The sequence below is a fragment of the Anoxybacillus flavithermus genome (assembly GCF_002742685.1).
GTDB classification, from domain to species: domain Bacteria; phylum Bacillota; class Bacilli; order Bacillales; family Anoxybacillaceae; genus Anoxybacillus; species Anoxybacillus flavithermus_E.
On the sequence record NZ_PEDM01000001.1, the window covers coordinates 236,619 to 254,406 of the forward strand.

Consider the following 17,788-nt stretch of genomic DNA (forward strand, 5'->3'; position numbering starts at 1 on the left):
TTGCCCCCTTTTTCTTCCGCTTCGTTTTTTACTAGTTTGCAATGACAAACGTTTTTTATACAAAAAAAGAGGAAACCTTAATTGGCTTCCTCGTTCAGCGGGACAAAAATTTCTCCTTGTCGCTCTTTATTTAACAACATTTGTAAAATTGTTTTCGATAGTTGGCTCGGTTGATACGGTTTTACGAAATAACTATTTGCACCGAGCGCCATTCCTTTTTCCCGTTCTTCTAACGCCGAAGAAATGATAATAGGAATATGAGCGAGCTCTTCATTTTGCTTTAACGCTTTTAATACATCCCAACCGGACGCATTATGTTCTTCTAACATAATGTCTAACACGACCGCATCCGGTTTTTCTTTTTGAATGAGCTCGATCGCTTCTTTTCCTTCTTTGACGAGTTTGACGCGAAATCCGCTATCTTTTAATTCCGCTTCTAATAACGCCGCTAAATTTTCATCATCTTCGACAATAATGACGTGCGCATGCGCTTGTTTTTCATCTGTTTCGCGTTCGTCGTCCCTTGTATTCGCCATAACGACAAGCGGCAACGAGACAGTAAACGTACTTCCTTTTTTCAATTCCGATGTGACGCTCACTTCCCCTTCATGTGCTTTAACAATTTCTTTTACGATCGCTAGTCCCAACCCTGTTCCACCGATGCGGCGACGGTCGGAATTGTCGACGCGATAAAATTTCGTAAATAAGTTCGGGATCGCTTCTTCTGGAATGCCTAACCCTTCGTCTTGCACATCGACGCATAGTCGATTGCCTCGTTCGTATATGCGTACTGTAATATTGCCGCCTTCTGGTGAATATTTAATCGCATTGCTTATTAAATTCGTAAACACTTGCGCGAGTTTATCGCGATCGCCAAGCACGGTCGTGTTGTTCGTTTCTTTTTGTACATGAAACTGATGAATCGTCGTATTTACTTTTTGCGTTTCAATCACATCTTCAATAATAGAAACGATATTTTCGTATTTTTTATCGTACGTTTGTTTTCCTGACTCCATTCGTTGTACGTCTAAAAAGTCGTTAATGAGCGCTGTTAATCGCTTCGCTTCTTGGTAAATGGTCGTTAAATATTTTTTCTGCCGTTCAGGTTTCAGTTCTTTCGTCAACATGAGTTCCGTAAAGCCAAGTACGCTCGATAACGGCGTGCGCAATTCGTGGCTGACGGTGCTGACAAATTCTGATTTCATTTGGTCCACTTCAAATTCTTTCGTAATGTCGCGATGAACAAATACCGTTCCTTGTCGCTCCCCATTGCGATATAACGGCTTGGCGTACACTTGAATGACTTTTCGTTTTTGCGGTAAATGGTACACAAACGGTTCACGTTCTTCATCGCCGTTAAAAATAATCGACTGTAAATAGTCGCACAATGTTTTCCCTGCATCAGATTGCTCAACTAAGCCGCGCGCCCATTGTTCGTAACTTGCACCTTCAAGTTCAGCAATCGATTGTCTTTGCAGCAGTGCAACCATCTGTTTATTGACGATCTTGCTGTTGCCGTTCTTGTCGACAAAATGAATGCCTTCTTGCACCGTATTTAAAATATGTTGTACCGTTTCGCGCGCTTGTTCTGACTGTTCGTATAGCGCAATTTTTTGTAGTGAAATCGATATTTGTTTCGTTAACCCGACATATTCTTGAATATCTTCATCAGAAAACGGTCCGCCAAAGCGGCTAAATACTAAAATGGCTTGCACGTCATTTTCGTTCGACAAGACAGGCAAAAAGACGTCGTGCACGAACATCGTTTCTTCATGATACCCTTTTTCAGAAGCTGCGACTTCTCGTTTTAACATAAACGGCTTTTTTTGCTCAAACAGTCGTTGATGCAAGCCGTTATAAATATATGTTAAAAATTGTTCAACCCCGTATTCCGACAATCCGAATGTGGCATGCGTTTTTTCGTCGTTCATTAAAACGATCATGCCGCGATCCGCTTCCATGACACGCGCCATATGGATTACAATGCTATTTAACACTTCTTGCTTATCAAGTGAGTTCGATAATCCGTTAATGAAGTCGTTGCGCCGTTTTAATTGTTGTTCGCGCGCTTGCATCGTCTCCAACGCTTGTTCGAGCTCGGCTTGTTGAAACTCTAATTCATCTTGCTGCGCCATCAATTCTTCGTTGTGCGCCATTAAACTTTCTTCTTTTTCTTGAATGCTCATTAACATTTTTTTAAAGGCAACTGCCAGTTTCCCAATTTCATCTTCTCGGTTCGTCGCTTCCCGCACGTCATAGACGACTTGTTCGTCCTTAGCAATTTTTTCAGCCAAAATCGCTAATTCATTGAGTGGTCTTCCGATTTTTTTCATCATCATGCGCGCAATCGTAATTAAAATCGCTAAAATCGTCGCAATAAATAAAATAAACGCCGTTTGCGCCGTCGTTTGATTATCGCGCAATTGTTTAAATTCAAGATCAAGCTGTTCCGTTAATTTATTTTTGTACGTTTTCATTTGAAATTGGAATTGTTCAATCGACGCCGTTCCACCGTTTTCGGATAAGCTTAATACTTTTTTCATATTGCCGTTTTCAAACGCTTCAATCGCTTGCGGAACGAGCTGAACGAAATAGTAATTAGCAAACTGGCGCGCCTTTAAAATAAATTGCTTATCGTCTTTTGTCGTCGCTGTTAACTCTAACGCATCGAGCGCCGTTTGCACATTTTCTTGTTCGCGAAAAATGCTTAGTTTAAATTCTTTCCGATTAAATGCTAAATAGCCGCGCGCATCGGAAAACGCTTGGTTAAACGCCCGTTCAATTTCTTGCGCATATTTCATCTTTGTTTCGATTTGTTCTTTTTTTCGTTCAAATGACGTCGTTAACGACGATTGATACGAAAAAAGGGATGCCGAGCCGATCACAAAGATGAATAAAAAGCTCGTGACGAGCGCGACAAATTGTCTTGCTAAGCTTTGCCGGAAATAGTTACGCATCTTCTCCATGTAAAATCTCCTCGATTCGTTGCACTAATTCAAGCGGGCTGTACGGTTTCGCCATAAAGTAGTCAGCGCCAGCGTCTAGTACACGTTGTTGATCGGCTTGTTGGCTTTTCGCCGATAGCATCATAATCTTTACATGTTTTTTATCGGGCATATTTCGTACTTGTTGAATAACTTCTAACCCGGTATATATTGGCATCATATAATCAAGTAAAATTAAATCATAGTCGTTTTGCTTAATCATTTCAATCGCTTCTTCCCCGTCGCACGCTTCATCAATGTCATGCCCTTCGTCTTCTAACGTATCGACAACGAGCATACGCAACACTTCTTCATCTTCCGCTAATAAAATTTTCGCCATTATTTTCTCTCTCCTTCAACGTTCTTATATATTTGTTGCACGATCGTGTACGAACGTTTTAACCGTTCGTGATATGTCGGCTCTTCCCAACCGTCCCATGTATAGAGGTAAAAACGGTTTGGATCTAAATGGGTCGGATATGAAAATTCTTTTTCGTATACGCCGACACGAATGCCGTCCATCGTTTCACTGCTTTTTAGTCCGCTTTTCCACATATCCCCCATCGCTTCGTGCATGCTTGGATCTTTCACATTTAACAACGCCCATGGGATGCGAATTTCATATCCGTCTTTTTGTTTGCTGACGCTCACGTCCGTTAAAGAATTGTACGCTTCATCATTCGGATTTGCGGTACCAAACGTCATAACACCTGTTTCATAAAAATCGAACGGATACGTTTTTCCTTTAATTTGTAATTTTTTATTGAGCGTCAAACGAATCGGATGGTATACGCCGTTATTTTTTTTGTTCGCATACGACAAACGGTCAATCATATTTAAGACGTGTCCGTAATGATAATAAAATGAATCGTAATAACTATCAACCCATAATCGCCCTTCTTTTTCACCGCGCAAATGGAGAACGAAATCGACGCCTTCTGTTCGTACGTTCGGCACATCGAGAATGGTCGATTGCCCTTGGTCTCGAATCGTGTCAAACAATATATATACGTCTTTGTCTTGCTTAACCGTTGTGTCGTAACGAATGTATACGTATCGCTCGTCGCTCGTCATATAGAGCGCGCGCCCGTCTTGTTGGAAGGCAGGAGCGATTTGTTGGAATGCCCAATCTTCTTTTCGCCCATCGACTTTGATCATCATCGTTTCATTTTCTGCTGGATCAAAGCTGAGTAAGCCGAATTGTTGTTCGTTCGTTTGCGCATTTGACCAAAACGGACGGCGGTCCGGGTTGTCGTAATCCATCGTGTTCCACGTTCGTTTAAACCATTCATCTTGCCAAGTGAAAATAAATCCGCCCGCCATCTTCTCGTGGACGATGTCTTCAAATAGTTTTTTGTTGATTACACCTTGTTCTTGTTCGGAATGAAATCCTTGATTCATCCCGTATACGTTACGATGCGTCATGCCACGCGATGACGGGACGCCAAATTCAGCGACGACAATCGGCATGCGATGCACTTGTTTCATATCGTGCAAATAACCAGCATAGTTGTTTTTTTTGCCGCGATGGTCAATGTAATTTACATATTTCGGCTCATAGTTTAAAAAGTCTGGGTAATACGGATAAATATGATATGACGCAAACATACCGCTATGCATGGCGTTTGTCGCATAGATGACGTTCGGGTTCACTGATACAAAATCTTCTTTTTCTAACGGTTCGCTCGGATGCGTTAACAAATCGGTCGTCACCCAGTTTGTGAAGCTCGTCGGTCGTTGCCATCCGTACGTTTTCGTTTCATAGGCAATCGCTTCATCGATCATGCGCGCCAGCCAAATTTCAAACGGTGACGCACCTTTTGTGTACACATACGTCCCTTGATAATCTGACAAGCCTGCATGTTTTGCATTTGTCGCATGAACAACGGTTGGCTCCCATTCGACGCCAAAAATCCAGCCGAGCACATATGGCGAAATGTCGTATTTGTATATGCCGCTCGCATGACCGGGACGAGGTGGGATCGCCGCACGACCGTGAACAATATCGATCGTTCGTCTCATTTCGGCAACAAATTCATCCGTATTTTCTTTTGCAAGCGCATCGTTTGTGCGCAAAAACGTTTCTTCATTGATCCAAACGCCATGGAATAAATATAAAGGTTGTTTTGCGATTTTGTTATATTCGTAAAACGCTTCATAAAACGCAGGCGGGTGAATCGTATACACCCGAACGGCATTCGCATGCATCGCCCCAATTTGTTTAAACCATCGAAAATATTCTTCTTTCGTAATGGCTGTTTCACCCGGGAAATGACCCGGTTTTGCGATGCCCATATTGACTCCTTTTAACAACATGTTTTCCCATTTGCCGTTTTTATAAATTTGAATGTATTGTTCTCCAACTCGTCCAGCAAGTTGAATGCCGTCGTCTGTTTTCGCTATCGTTCGCTCACGTTTCTGTTTTTCGTCATCATGCACATGTTTTAAAATCGTTTTCATCATCGGAACATATGCTTTCCAATAAAACGATGCGGTGCTATTCGGGTCGTGACGCACTGTCCATTTGCGCCATACGTCGATGCCGACCGTTTGATATATGCCCGGCACATCCGGTTGATCCGCATAATCGCCACAAAAGTAATACGCCTCATAGCGCGCATTGCGATGGTGAACGATGGCTGGAAACGTCATCGGCAGCCCGAGCGCTTGCAATTTTTCTTTTCCACGTTCCGATAACGACAGCGTATATGTCGCTAGCACTTCTTCGTCATGTATTGGTTTTACGATATCAAACCAATAGGAATATGGGATCGAACCGCTAATACGAAGCTCTTTTTCTCCTGTTTTTGTCGGGGCAAAAAGAACCCCTTGTTTTCCGATTTCTTTTTTATTTAAAATGACAAGTCGATCATATTCATCAACAAATACATAGCCTGGTCCTGTGAATGTATATCGTGTATTGTATTGTTTTTCATAGTTTTCTCTCACCCAAACGGGCACTTCGTCATCTTCCAGCTTCGGAAAATAGCGACCGATCCAGCCCGTCCATTCGACGTTTAATAACGCATAAAATTTATTGCGAACAGCCCGATCCGTCGGGCTCGCAAACGAGTTAAACTCCGCAATGAGCGTTTTATTTCCTTCAAACATCGCATCGTGCAAACGATTCACTTCTTGTTCTGTCAAACCGCCATACACTTTTTTTGAACGTTTCCCTTTCTTTTTTTCCGCTGTGAAATCATGTTCATATACGCCGTACGTATCCGCGACATAAATGACATCGTACGGCTCAAGCGATGTCGGCCATGGGCGTTCTTTTTTTGTCGTCGGGATAAAACCAATGTAATCGTTGTTCAACTTATAGCGCTCGCCGTTTGGCTTTACATATTTTTGTTGGTTTAATAACCAAACGAGCCCTTCATGCTCGCGATACGTGTCGTCTGGGACGGTTTTATTCACGATTAGCACGTTCAACGTCGTTTCAGGCTTTATTTTCCATAACCAATACGGTGAAGAAATGGCAAGAAAAATAACAATTACGTATGCAATCAACCATCGTTGTCGTTTCATCATTTCGACACACCTTTTCTTTTCATTTCTCCCCATCCTTTTCGTTTTAAAAGCGCGTCAACGATTCCTTCACAGCGCCATAATACAGTAAGCGGACGATACCATAACGTCTCTGTCAATGAATAAAAAAAGAGGCGCACAACGTCTGATACGTTTGAAAATTTCCGAATCGTCCATTCTTCTAACAACACCGCAGCCATGGAAAAAATCGAACCGTATAAAACAGAAACGAGGAATAGTAAAATAGCAAATTCGATATATATGTCGCCTAAAATGAGCGAAATGACGATGAGGATGTAACCAACCAATTCGACGACAGGTCCAAAAAACTCAATCAATAAAAAATATGGCATCGAAATAAGTCCAATTGATCCATAACGCGGGTTAAACCACATGCGACGATGAAGCCAAAGGCTTTCAAATAATCCGCGATGCCAACGCCGACGTTGTTTGCGCAAATCCGACATCGACTCTGGCGCCTCCGTCCAACAAACCGGGTCAGGCACGTACACAATTTTTTTATCGGCGTTTGTTTCTTTTATAAGGCGATGAAGACGGACGACAAGTTCCATATCTTCTCCGACGGTATGGGCATATCCGCCCGCTCGAATGACCCATTGTTTTGAAAAAACACCGAAAGCACCTGAAACAATGAGCAATAAATTGTGGCGGCTTAGTCCGATGCGCCCCATTAAAAAGGCGCGCAAATATTCGATCACTTGCATGACAACAAGCGGTTGACGAGAAAGGGCGATGCGAATGACTTCCCCTTTTTCAATGTCACAGCCGTTGGCGATGCGCACACTTCCCCCCGAAGCAATTACTTCTTCATCCGAATCAATAATGGGCTTCATCACTTTTAAAAAGGCGCGGCGTTCAATGACGGAGTCGCCGTCAATGGAACAAACGTATGGATAGGAGGAAAAATTAATGCCGGCATTTAACGCATCGGCTTTTCCGCCGTTTTCTTTGTCGATGACAAATAAATGCGAAAACTTTCGTGAGCGGTATACCGCGCGAATCGGTTTCGTTTTTAACTGCTGGCGAATGACGCGCTTCATCGGAATAAGATCGAAATCCCGCTTCAACCGCTCGAGCGTATCGTCTGTTGAGCCGTCGTTAATGACGACAATTTCATACTCTGGATATTCGATACTTAAAAGGGAGCGCACCGTCGCAAAAATGCCCGCTTCTTCATTGTAGGCAGGCACTAAAATGGAAACCGGTTTTGTATAACTCACATCGAGCATTTCTTCATACGGTTCCCATTCGTCCAACTCGTACAAGCGGCGCAATTGAATGAATGAGACGATCAGTAAAAACGTATAAAAGACAATGACTGCAATCATAAAGAAAAAGACGAACATCGCTGCGAGTTTAATCATTTTCTCGCCCTCTTTCTAACCATTCGATTGCCATATCGCGCGCATACGGATCGTCTGATGTTTGGGCGATTTGTTCGAGCATCGCCAACCCGTTTGGCATGCGCAACAACGCTTCCGCCGCTTGCGATCGAACGGAAAATACTTGATCTTTCATTAATTGTTTAATGATATCGATCAGCGTATGTTGACGAATGCGCGCACATAGCCGAAGCGCCATTAACCGCTCTTGCCAAACTTGTGAATGCAAATGGATGCGAAGTTGGTCATCTTCAAGCGGAAACGCCATTTCAGCTAACGCTTTTAACGCCCGAATGCGATACTCACTTTGTTCGTGGCGAAGCAATGTAAGCAAAAACGAAACATGCGGCAATTTTTGCATAATACCAATCATATCAATTAACGCATATTGCATTTTTTCGCCCCAATCAAAAAAATAGTCAATCATTTTCGTAAACGTATGATCGTCCATACGTGACAAAATGAGGCGATAGTCGAATTGCGTAAACGATTCGTCTACATGTTTCATATATTCATAGACGTGCGGATGGCGAAAAAGCGCAAACATTTTTAACAGTTGGCGCTTTTCCATCATCGTTGTTTCCTTGTCATCATATCGTTTCTCTAACTCAGGAAGAAAAGAAGTAAGCTGAAAGTCTTCAATGTAAAAAAGCGCATTCATTCGCCTTCCTAATCGCCGATGATGTAGTTGCTTTTGCAAATAAGTAGACAAATATTGCTCCGCCAACAGCGTAGCCCGCTCTTTTACTCCATTATCGAGGACGAGAATGAAATGATCGAGCAGCTCGATCATCGCAACATATTGAGCGGAAACGAGCGGTGCAGGCACGTGTTGACCGTCAAATAAATACCGAAGTAAAATCGGTTCATATAACGATTTATACGATTCAACTTCCTTTCGCCAACGATTTTCTTTCACCTTTTGAGTCACGAGATACGAAAAAATAGCGGTCAGCAGTAACGATAAGCTGATTACAATCCAAGCAAACAAAACGAGTGAATCGGACACAATTAATTCATCCTTTTTAACATATGTCGTATTCTTGCTTCAAGCTCAAGTAGTTTGAACGGTTTTGTCATATAGTCGTCTGCCCCAAGCTCAAGCGCGCGGGCAATATCGTTTTCGCTTTTTCTTGCTGTTAACATAATGATTTTATATTTTGATGAGTCTTTTTGACTTCGCAATTGTTGCAACACTTCAAGCCCATCCATTTTCGGCATGACGCCGTCTAAAATGACGAGGCACGATCCTTTTTCACGATGCCATTCCGACGTGATAAACTGTTCGCCGTCTTTAAATGTACGCAAATCAAGCGCCACTTTTTCTTTCGCGAACATTTTTTGAACGACGTCCGCCACAATCGCGCGCACGATCGCATCATCATCGACAATCGCTACTTTCACTGTGCGACGATACGATGTTTCTTGTTGTTTGGCGAGCACGACGCAGTTTCTTCCTGTATGTTTTGCTTTATATAATGCAGAATCAGCAAGCTCAATCCAATGACCGATCGGGTTAGTTGGGTCCGTCACTTCAACGATACCTGTGGAAAATGTACACGAAAACGTTACATCGCCACTTTGAAACGTCATCCGTTCAAATTGTTCACGCAATCGCTCAAACACGAGAAACGCTTCTGACGCTTCAGTCGCTGGCAATAAAACGACAAATTCTTCGCCCCCGAAACGAATGACAATATCACGAGCGCGAACGTTCGTTTTTAAAAATTCGGCGAATTGTTTTAACACGACATCGCCAATTAAATGACCGTATTGGTCGTTTACTCGTTTAAAATGGTCAATATCGAGCACCGCTAAACAAAACGGTTCATGCGTGCGATGCCAATCGCTTTTTAATTGTTCGTACGCTTGTTTTAAATATTTTCGGTTATACACATGCGTCAACTCGTCTAATAAAAGCAACTCGTCAATTAACTGTTTCCGCTCAAGTTGCCTGCGAATGCGCACGATAAATTCGTCGATCGCAAACGGTTTTGAAATAAAATCGTCCGCGCCCATTTCATAGCTTTTCATGCGCGTCTCTTTTCGGTCATCGATGCTGACCATAATCATCGGAACGAATTGTTGTTTTAATTTTTCTTTTAAAAACGTTAATACTTCAAACCCTGTTTTCGTTTGCATATGAATGTCGATGACAACGCAATCTGGACGAACGTCGTAAAACGAAGCGACCGCTTTTACCGGATCGGCAATCGCCACGACGTACCATCCGTTTTGTTCGAGCTGTTCTTTCACATACATTAAAAACGATGGGTCATCATCAATGAGCAAAACGGTCGGTTCGTCGCCTTGTTTCGCTCCTTGTTCGCCTTGTGCCACTTCCCCAATTTGTTGTTCGTAACAAAGTTGAAAAAGGGGGGCGAGCCGATCTTTCACGTCTGATGTTTTCCATATTTTTTGTTCATCTTCGCCCCATTGCTCCATTAACTTGCGTGCATAATTTCCGATATCGGTCATACCGATCATCGCCGCTGTGCCAGCGATGGAATGAAGAAGGCGATAAACGTCTTGATGAGCGATTTCATCAACCGTTTCCCATTCTTCTAATCGTTTGCGAATATTTTTTAAAAAATGTTGACGATATTTTTCGTAACGATCCATTATGATCCCCTACTACTTATAAGATGTGTTGATCAATCATTTGCACAAGTTCAGCAATTTCAGGTTTGCTTACTTGCGCTGTCGCTCCGACGCGCTCTCCTTTATGACGAAGGTCGTCTGTAATTAAAGAGGAGAAAATGATAACTGGTAAATGCTTTAATTTGTCATCTTCACGAATACGTTTTGTTAAATGATGGCCGTCCATTTGCGGCATTTCAATATCCGTAATGACTAATTGCACTTCGCTTTCAACTGGCTTTCCTTTTTGCACGATCGCTTGTAAATAGTTGAACGCATCTTCGCCGTTTTCAAAAAACTCAACGTATACATATCCTGCTTCGGCAAGCGTATCGTGAAGCAGTTTGCGCAATAGCGGTGAATCTTCCGCAACGATAAGCTTTTTATTCGACCGCTCACGTTTGCCAAGCTTTTTCACGCGATCGACGTTAATGCCCGATTGCGGGTTAATGTCTACAACGATTTTTTCAAAGTCAAGCAGTAAAATCATATTTCCGTTTAACTTGACAACACCGATAATTTGGCTTTCCAATCCTTGATACATTTGCGACGGTTTTTCGATTTGTTTCCATGATATGCGATGAATTTGCGTGACGTTATGGACGTGAAACACAACTTTTTGCTGATTGAACTGGGCGACAATGTATTTATCTTGCGCTGGATTGTTCGATGGGCCAAAGCCGAGCGCTTTCGCTAAATCGATGAGCGGAAGCACCTCGCCGCGCAACTCAATAATGCCTTCAATGTACGGATGCGCATGTGGCACTTTCGTTGGCGCAATCGGTTGAATAATTTCTTTCACTTTAATGACGTTAATAGCAAATCGGTTGTCGCCGATTAAAAATTCGACAATTTCTAGTTCATTCGTCCCACTTTCTAATAAAATTCCGCTTTTATTTTCCATAAACTATCCTCCATTACGACATCATTTACCGTTATTTTATCATACTTCCTTCATATGACGAAAAAAATTTTAATATAAAAACTCGCTTACTTTTCGATTTGCGACGTTTGTATCGATCGCACAACGGTCGGCATCGCGCCCGTATTGCCACATCCAGACGTTCGCTCGGCAGTTTGGCACGTTCGGACGAAACGTTGGCGCTTTTGTTGCTTGTGTCGCCCCTGGACGAGGGTAAGAGCTCCATATGATCGTTTGTTGCGCTACACGTTCGTCGTTTTTCACCGCTTCACAATATGCTTCGCCGAACGCACCTTTTGTCGGATTGGCATAAATACCTGGACGATATCCGCTCGGATAAAACGTATCGACCCATGCGCGAATCCATGCAGCGTCAACGTCAAATTCATCTTCAATGTTTGCGAAAATAACTTTGTTTTTCGGAATGCCTAGTCTGCGCGCGTGAAAAATGGCGTTTCTTGCTGCTGTTCTTCCTTTTTCGTATTGTGTCGCCTCGCGAAACGCATTGTAAATCGGGGCAATTTTGATGCCGCGTCCACGAATAAAAGCGATTTCTTCTTTCGTTAATCCATCCGATACGTTCGGCACGGTCGTTACATATCTTCCCCAAAATTGCGGAAAACCGTATTCTTTTCTTACACAAGCAAGCAACATTTCCGTCACTTTCGCCGCTGAATCGACGCCCCACATATCCATTCCCTCCCTTTTTTGTTTCTTTCCATATATATGCGAACGATACATGTCTAAGCAAAACTTTCAGCTTATGAAAATAATACTTTATTCCTAGGTAAAAATCACTATAATAAAAGTAGATGAACGTCACGGGGGACTTATGATGAAACGAGAGAGACAAAAAAAACAAACGAGAATATTATTGCAACAAACCGCCCTTCAATTGTTTCAAACACAAGGGTATGACGAAACGACCGTTTTGCAAATTACGAATGAAGCTGGTGTGGCGAAAGGAACGTTTTTTAATTATTTTCGCACGAAAGAAGAAGTGCTACAAAGCGTGTTTTTTTCGCATATGGAACGCGTCTATGAAAAAATGAAAAAAAATAAACGAACAAACTGGCGTGAACAAATCGAGCAACTGTTTCATGAACTGACGACGATGCACGAGCAGCTTGGACGCAAAGTGACGAAATCAATGCTACATATTTATACTGCAAAAAAAAAGCAGCCGCTTGAACTCACTCCTCTTATTGATTTGCTGGTGGGTTTGTTTGAAGAAGGAAAACGATGTGGGGATATTCAAACGAGACACCCATCCTCATTACTTGCTTTAATGGCAGTCCAATTATACGTTGGCGCATTGCAGTTATGGATTTTTTCACATATTACGGAGCCGTTACCGACGTTTCTTCATGAGACGTTACATTTGTTTCTTTGTTATATAGAAAAAGAAGGGGACTAATCCCCTTCATACAATGGCAATGTGATCGTGACGGTCGTTCCGACATTCGGTTGGCTTTCGTATGTAATCGTTCCATCCATTTGACGAATAAGCCGTGCGGTAATCATGCTTCCAAGCCCTGTTCCTTTCGATTTTGTCGTGTAATACGGCAAACCGATGTTTTTTAACTGTTCTTCCGTCATTCCTTTTCCTGTATCGCGAATCGTGATGATGACTTGTTTTTCCTTTTCATCAACCGTTTTATGAATCGTTACAAGCCCCCCATATTCAATCGCTTCCATTCCGTTTTTCATAACATTTAATAACGCTTGTTTTAAATAATGTTCATTGCCATACACATCGCTTTTCCCTTCCGTATATAGCTGCAACGATACATTCATCATCGCACCGAGCGGACTTAACAAATGAACGGATGTATGTAAAACGTCATCGATGTTCACTTTTTGCCGTTGAAACGATGTCGGTTTGGCTAATGTTAAATATTCCGTAATGATTTGATTCGTTCGATCTAATTCTTCTAAAATGACGGGCGCAAATTTTTTCACGTTTTCATCGGTCGTATCTTTGCTTAAAAATTGGACGAAGCCTCGCACCGTCGTGAGCGGATTGCGAATTTCATGGGCAAATGAAGCCGCCATTTCGCTGACCGTCGCTAGTTTATCAACGTAAATCATATCGTCAAACTGTTCGTTAAATTGAATGAGTCGCTCGATGACATAAATAAGCGCTAAAAACATGGCGATAAAAAAGGCGAAGTATATGATATAAAATCGCCAAGAAAGCGGTGGAACAGCGTATATAATCGTTGCGATATATAAAATGAGATAAATGAAAACGATCATAAGCCCATATAACATTTTTCTTTTGACGTTAAAAAAAGACGAGCGAAACAATATGCCGACAACGTATGCAAATACAGAAACGGTCGCTCCTGCATAAGCGAACGGACCGCCAATGATGAACCGTGCGATAACAACGGTGAACGTACATAACAGCCCAGCCATTTTTCCGATATATAATGTTGTCACTAAAATGACGATCATACGAAAGTCAAAGTTCGTTTTCGCTAACGGCTGAATTGGATACATCATACATAACAAAGCCGTAAACGATGCAACAACGCCGTACATCATTTTTTGTTTCCAAGTGAGCACCATTTTTCGACGAAACGGAAAAAATAAGTTGGCATTGAAAATGAGTGAAAATAAAATGGTGATGTTCACAACGAGTGGTTTAATGACAGCAATAAACATGTGATGCCTCCAAGATGGTTGTTCCACATGTATTGTAACACAAGAAGTGCGACGACTACACTCGTTTTTATTTTCAGAAAAAACAAACATATTGACATCTTTATGAACATGATAGACGTGGACGAGCGAAGGGCGTTACAATGATTGTGAAAAAAAACACGAAAAGAGAAGGTGTCAAAATGAAAGGGTTAGCCATTCTTTTTGAAGAAAATCATACGGTCACGATTTTAGAAGATGTAGAAAAAAAACAACTGGAAGAAGTCGTGGATGAAGAAACGGAAGCAGTTCTTTGGCATGATGAAGAAATCGACTGGGACTACGGTTATTAATATATAAAGCTGGCATTCGTCAGCTTTTATTTTTTTATTTTTTTATTTTTATTTTTCTAAATTTTATTTACAATTTACAAAAAACTCTTTATAATGTAGAAAAGGAGAAGAATATTCTTCTCTCTAAGGGGGAATGAAACATGTTTGAAAAGTACAATGATATGGCACTCGTATCGCAGCCACACGATCTCGCTAACGGTTATAAGGAAGCCGCGCAATTAGTGATCGAACAGGCGTTATTTCGATATGAAAGAGAGCGTCTCATGCGCGATATTGATAAGGCGCTTGAAGAACGGAATGAAACGTTGTTTCTAACCCTCGCGCAACAATATAATGAGCTTCTCGGTCGCTATCGTCATTTGGAGGATGTACACGCATGATCGACTGTGAAACGACAGAACAGCACATAAGGTGAACGTTTGACGCAAAAACACATTGCGAAACGTTCACCTTTTATTGTTTAATAGAAAGAAAATGAAGAAAGGTGAAAAACGATGATGCTTCCGATGAATGAACGTGTGCAACATATTCAACTATCTGGCATTCGGCAATTTTTCAATCTCGTTGCCCAAGAAAAACATATCATTTCGTTAACGATTGGACAGCCTGATTTTCCGACGCCGAAACATATTAAAGAAGCAACGAAGCGAGCGCTTGATGAGCAATTTACTTCTTATACGCATAATGCGGGATACTTGCCTTTACGGGAAGCGGCTTGCCGTTTTGTTGAAACGAAATACGGGCTGCGCTATACAACCGATGAAGTAATCGTCACTGTCGGAGCAAGCCAAGCGCTTGATATTGCGTTTCGCACCATTTTAACAGAAGGCTCGGAAGTCATTCTCCCTGCCCCGATTTATCCGGGGTACGAGCCAATTATTCGTTTATGTGGTGCTACGCCTGTCTATGTCGATACGCGCCAAACAAATTTTAAACTGTTAGCTGAACAAATCGAGCCGTTTATAACTGAGCGAACGCGCTGTATCGTGCTTCCATATCCGTCCAATCCGACAGGAATGACGTTAACGAGCGAAGAATTGCAACAAATCGCTCAACTTGTGAAAAATAAACCGATTTGGGTCATTTCGGATGAAATTTATAGTGAGCTTGTGTTTACAGGCACGCATGAGTCGATTGCAAAATGGCTTCCTGATCAAACGATCGTCATTAACGGAGTCAGCAAATCGCATGCGATGACCGGGTTTCGCATCGGGTTTTTATTTGCGCGAAAATGGATAATTGAGCATATGTTGAAAGTGCATCAATATAACGTCTCATGCGCCACATCCATTGCGCAAAAAGCGGCGCTAGAAGCGCTCACGGTCGGAATAAACGATGCGCATGACATGAAAAAACAATATGCGGAACGAATGGCGTATGTGTACGAACGACTTTGCGACATAGGATTTGACGTCCAAAAGCCGAACGGAGCGTTTTACATTTTTCCTTCTATTGCAAAGTTTCATCATTCGTCATTTGATTTTGCGTTACAGCTTGCGAAAGAAGCAAAAGTCGCTGTCGTGCCCGGAAGTGCGTTTTCGACATACGGCGAAGGATATATTCGTATATCGTATGCTTGTTCGATGGAAGAGCTAGAAAAAGGACTCGACCGCATCGAATCGTACATAAAAAAAGGTGCTCGCTAACAGCACCTTTTTACCATGCTTTATACCATTTATATAACGCTTGTGTCCCACTTTGTTCTTCCCCACGCTCCGCAAGCGCTTCGTACAATTGTTTCGCAAGTTTTAAGCCCGGTAGTGATAAACCGAGTGTTTCCGCTTCAGCAAGTGCGATGCCCATATCTTTAATAAAATGTTTCACGTAAAAGCCCGGGGCAAAATCGCCAGCAAGCATGCGCGGCGCAAGATGGGAAAGCGACCAGCTCGATGCTGCACCTTGCGAAATGCTTTGCAATACACGTTCTGGGTCTAATCCTGCTTTTTCCGCATACACGAGCGCTTCACATACGCCGATCATATTTGTCGCGATCGCAATTTGATTGCACATTTTCGTATGTTGTCCCGCCCCTGCTTCCCCTTGCCAAACGATATTTTTTCCTAAATGAGAAAGAAGCGGCATGCATGCCGAAAACGCCTCTTTATCGCCGCCGACCATAATCGACAACGTGCCTTCGCGTGCACCAATATCGCCGCCCGACACAGGTGCGTCAAGAGCAAACATTCCTTTTTCTTTTGCCGCTTCATAAATGCGCACCGCAAGCGACGGTTTAGACGTCGTAAAATCAATGACATACGCACCGCGTTTTGCATGAGCAAGGATGCCATCATCGCCAAAGTACACATGCTCGACATCTTGCGGTTCACCAACCATCGTCATGACGACATCCGCCACTTTAGCGACATCTTTTACCGTTTCTTTCCATACTGCCCCTTCGGCTAATAAATCTTCCGCCTTTTCTTTTGTGCGCGTATATACAACGAGCGAATAGCCTGCCCGAAGCAAGTTTCGCGCCATGCTTTTACCCATGACACCAAGTCCAATAAAACCAATCGTTTGCATGTTTCTCCCTCCATTCTAAATCGCTTTCACCATGCCGCCATCGACTAAAAGCGATTGTCCTGTCATATACGTATTTTCATCCGATAATAAAAAGGCGACGACGTTTGCAAACTCTTCCGGTGTGCCGTAACGACCGAGCGGAATGGTCGCTTTCATGCGCGCTTCTAGTTCTTCTTTGCGAATGCCGAGTTTTTTTGCGTTTTGTTCATCTAAATAAGCAACACGCTCGGTCGCGATGCGCCCCGGAGCAACGGTATTAATTAAAATGCCGTATGGGGCAAGCTCTTGTGCGAGCGTTTTCGTCAAACCGACGATGCCGAGGCGAAACGTATTGGAAAGAAGCAGTCCCGGAATCGGCTCTTTAATGGACGATGAGGCAATATTGACAATTTTCCCTTTCGTCTTTTTCAAATGAGGTAACGCAGCGCGAATAAGACGCACGTAACTCAATAAATTTAACTCAAACGCCTGTTGCCAATCATCGTCTGTCAACGTCGCAAACGTTCCAGTCGGCGGACCTCCAGAATTATTGACTAACAAATGAATGTCGCCGAACGTTTCTGCCGTTTTTTCTACTAACTGCTCGATCATTTCACGATTTGTCACGTCTGTTACCGTATATGCCGCTTTTCCTTTTCCGAGCGCATTGAGCTGTTCGGCGACAGCATGCAATTTTTGTTCATCACGGCTAGCAAGCATGACTTTCATGCCTTGTGAAACGAGCTTTGTCGCAATCGCTTTTCCAAGTCCTTGGCTTGATGCGGCTACAATCGCTGTTTTCATTTC

General features: G+C 42.6%; 15 protein-coding genes. 4 read left to right on the plus strand and 11 right to left on the minus strand.

The window, feature by feature from the left end; genetic code table 11:
* Positions 1 to 77: 77 nt before the first annotated feature.
* The 8 genes from CS060_RS01265 to CS060_RS01300 all read right to left on the minus strand — a co-directional run bounded on the left by CS060_RS01265 (position 78) and on the right by CS060_RS01300 (position 12,170).
* The gene (locus tag CS060_RS01265; protein WP_099668601.1) at positions 78 to 2,966 is read right to left on the minus strand and encodes an ATP-binding protein; all 2,889 of its coding nucleotides are present in this window, start codon (positions 2,964 to 2,966) and stop codon (positions 78 to 80) included.
* Entirely contained in the window at positions 2,950 to 3,324 is a 375-nt protein-coding gene (locus CS060_RS01270; RefSeq protein WP_035046750.1) for a response regulator transcription factor, read from the minus strand. The genes CS060_RS01265 and CS060_RS01270 overlap by 17 nt, the downstream gene beginning before the upstream one ends.
* On the minus strand, positions 3,324 to 6,518 hold the full coding sequence (locus CS060_RS01275) for a hypothetical protein (RefSeq protein ID WP_099668602.1): 3,195 nt from the start codon (positions 6,516 to 6,518) through the stop codon (positions 3,324 to 3,326). Before CS060_RS01275 ends, CS060_RS01270 begins: the two co-directional genes overlap by 1 nt.
* A complete protein-coding gene (locus tag CS060_RS01280; protein ID WP_035046752.1) occupies positions 6,515 to 7,900 on the minus strand; it encodes a glycosyltransferase family 2 protein in 1,386 nt (461 codons plus the stop codon). Before CS060_RS01280 ends, CS060_RS01275 begins: the two co-directional genes overlap by 4 nt.
* Complete coding sequence (locus CS060_RS01285; protein ID WP_035046754.1) at positions 7,893 to 8,927, minus strand: HEAT repeat domain-containing protein; 1,035 nt, start codon at positions 8,925 to 8,927, stop codon at positions 7,893 to 7,895. The genes CS060_RS01280 and CS060_RS01285 overlap by 8 nt, the downstream gene beginning before the upstream one ends.
* 2 nt (positions 8,928 to 8,929) lie before the next feature.
* Entirely contained in the window at positions 8,930 to 10,540 is a 1,611-nt protein-coding gene (locus tag CS060_RS01290; RefSeq protein ID WP_035046756.1) for a diguanylate cyclase, read from the minus strand.
* 16 nt (positions 10,541 to 10,556) lie between these two features.
* Positions 10,557 to 11,462, minus strand: coding sequence for a chemotaxis protein (locus tag CS060_RS01295; protein WP_035046758.1), 906 nt, complete (start codon positions 11,460 to 11,462; stop codon positions 10,557 to 10,559).
* A 69-nt stretch (positions 11,463 to 11,531) separates the two neighbouring features.
* On the minus strand, positions 11,532 to 12,170 hold the full coding sequence (locus CS060_RS01300; RefSeq protein WP_035046760.1) for a glycoside hydrolase domain-containing protein: 639 nt from the start codon (positions 12,168 to 12,170) through the stop codon (positions 11,532 to 11,534).
* A 145-nt stretch (positions 12,171 to 12,315) separates the two neighbouring features.
* Here CS060_RS01300 and CS060_RS01305 point away from each other — a divergent pair, with 145 nt between their 5' ends.
* On the plus strand, positions 12,316 to 12,897 hold the full coding sequence (locus tag CS060_RS01305; RefSeq protein ID WP_099668603.1) for a TetR/AcrR family transcriptional regulator: 582 nt from the start codon (positions 12,316 to 12,318) through the stop codon (positions 12,895 to 12,897).
* On the opposite strand, the gene CS060_RS01310 is transcribed toward CS060_RS01305, so the two are convergent.
* Entirely contained in the window at positions 12,894 to 14,150 is a 1,257-nt protein-coding gene (locus tag CS060_RS01310) for a sensor histidine kinase (protein WP_099668604.1), read from the minus strand. The genes CS060_RS01305 and CS060_RS01310 overlap by 4 nt on opposite strands.
* A gap of 140 nt (positions 14,151 to 14,290) precedes the next feature.
* Here CS060_RS01310 and CS060_RS01315 point away from each other — a divergent pair, with 140 nt between their 5' ends.
* From CS060_RS01315 to CS060_RS01325, 3 genes are all read left to right on the plus strand, one after another.
* Positions 14,291 to 14,479 carry a protein YkzT gene (locus CS060_RS01315; protein WP_099668605.1) on the plus strand — a complete coding sequence of 63 codons (189 nt, stop codon included), beginning with the start codon at positions 14,291 to 14,293 and terminating at the stop codon, positions 14,477 to 14,479.
* Positions 14,480 to 14,619: 140 nt separating this feature from the next.
* Positions 14,620 to 14,859 carry an IDEAL domain-containing protein gene (locus CS060_RS01320; RefSeq protein WP_035046762.1) on the plus strand — a complete coding sequence of 80 codons (240 nt, stop codon included), beginning with the start codon at positions 14,620 to 14,622 and terminating at the stop codon, positions 14,857 to 14,859.
* 114 nt (positions 14,860 to 14,973) lie between these two features.
* Complete coding sequence (locus CS060_RS01325; RefSeq protein ID WP_035046764.1) at positions 14,974 to 16,125, plus strand: aminotransferase A; 1,152 nt, start codon at positions 14,974 to 14,976, stop codon at positions 16,123 to 16,125.
* A 10-nt stretch (positions 16,126 to 16,135) separates the two neighbouring features.
* On the opposite strand, the gene CS060_RS01330 is transcribed toward CS060_RS01325, so the two are convergent.
* Positions 16,136 to 17,002, minus strand: coding sequence for an NAD(P)-dependent oxidoreductase (locus tag CS060_RS01330; protein WP_035046766.1), 867 nt, complete (start codon positions 17,000 to 17,002; stop codon positions 16,136 to 16,138).
* Between the two features lie 15 nt (positions 17,003 to 17,017).
* A complete protein-coding gene (locus tag CS060_RS01335) occupies positions 17,018 to 17,785 on the minus strand; it encodes an SDR family oxidoreductase (protein ID WP_035046769.1) in 768 nt (255 codons plus the stop codon).
* Between the last annotated feature and the right edge of the window lie 3 nt (positions 17,786 to 17,788).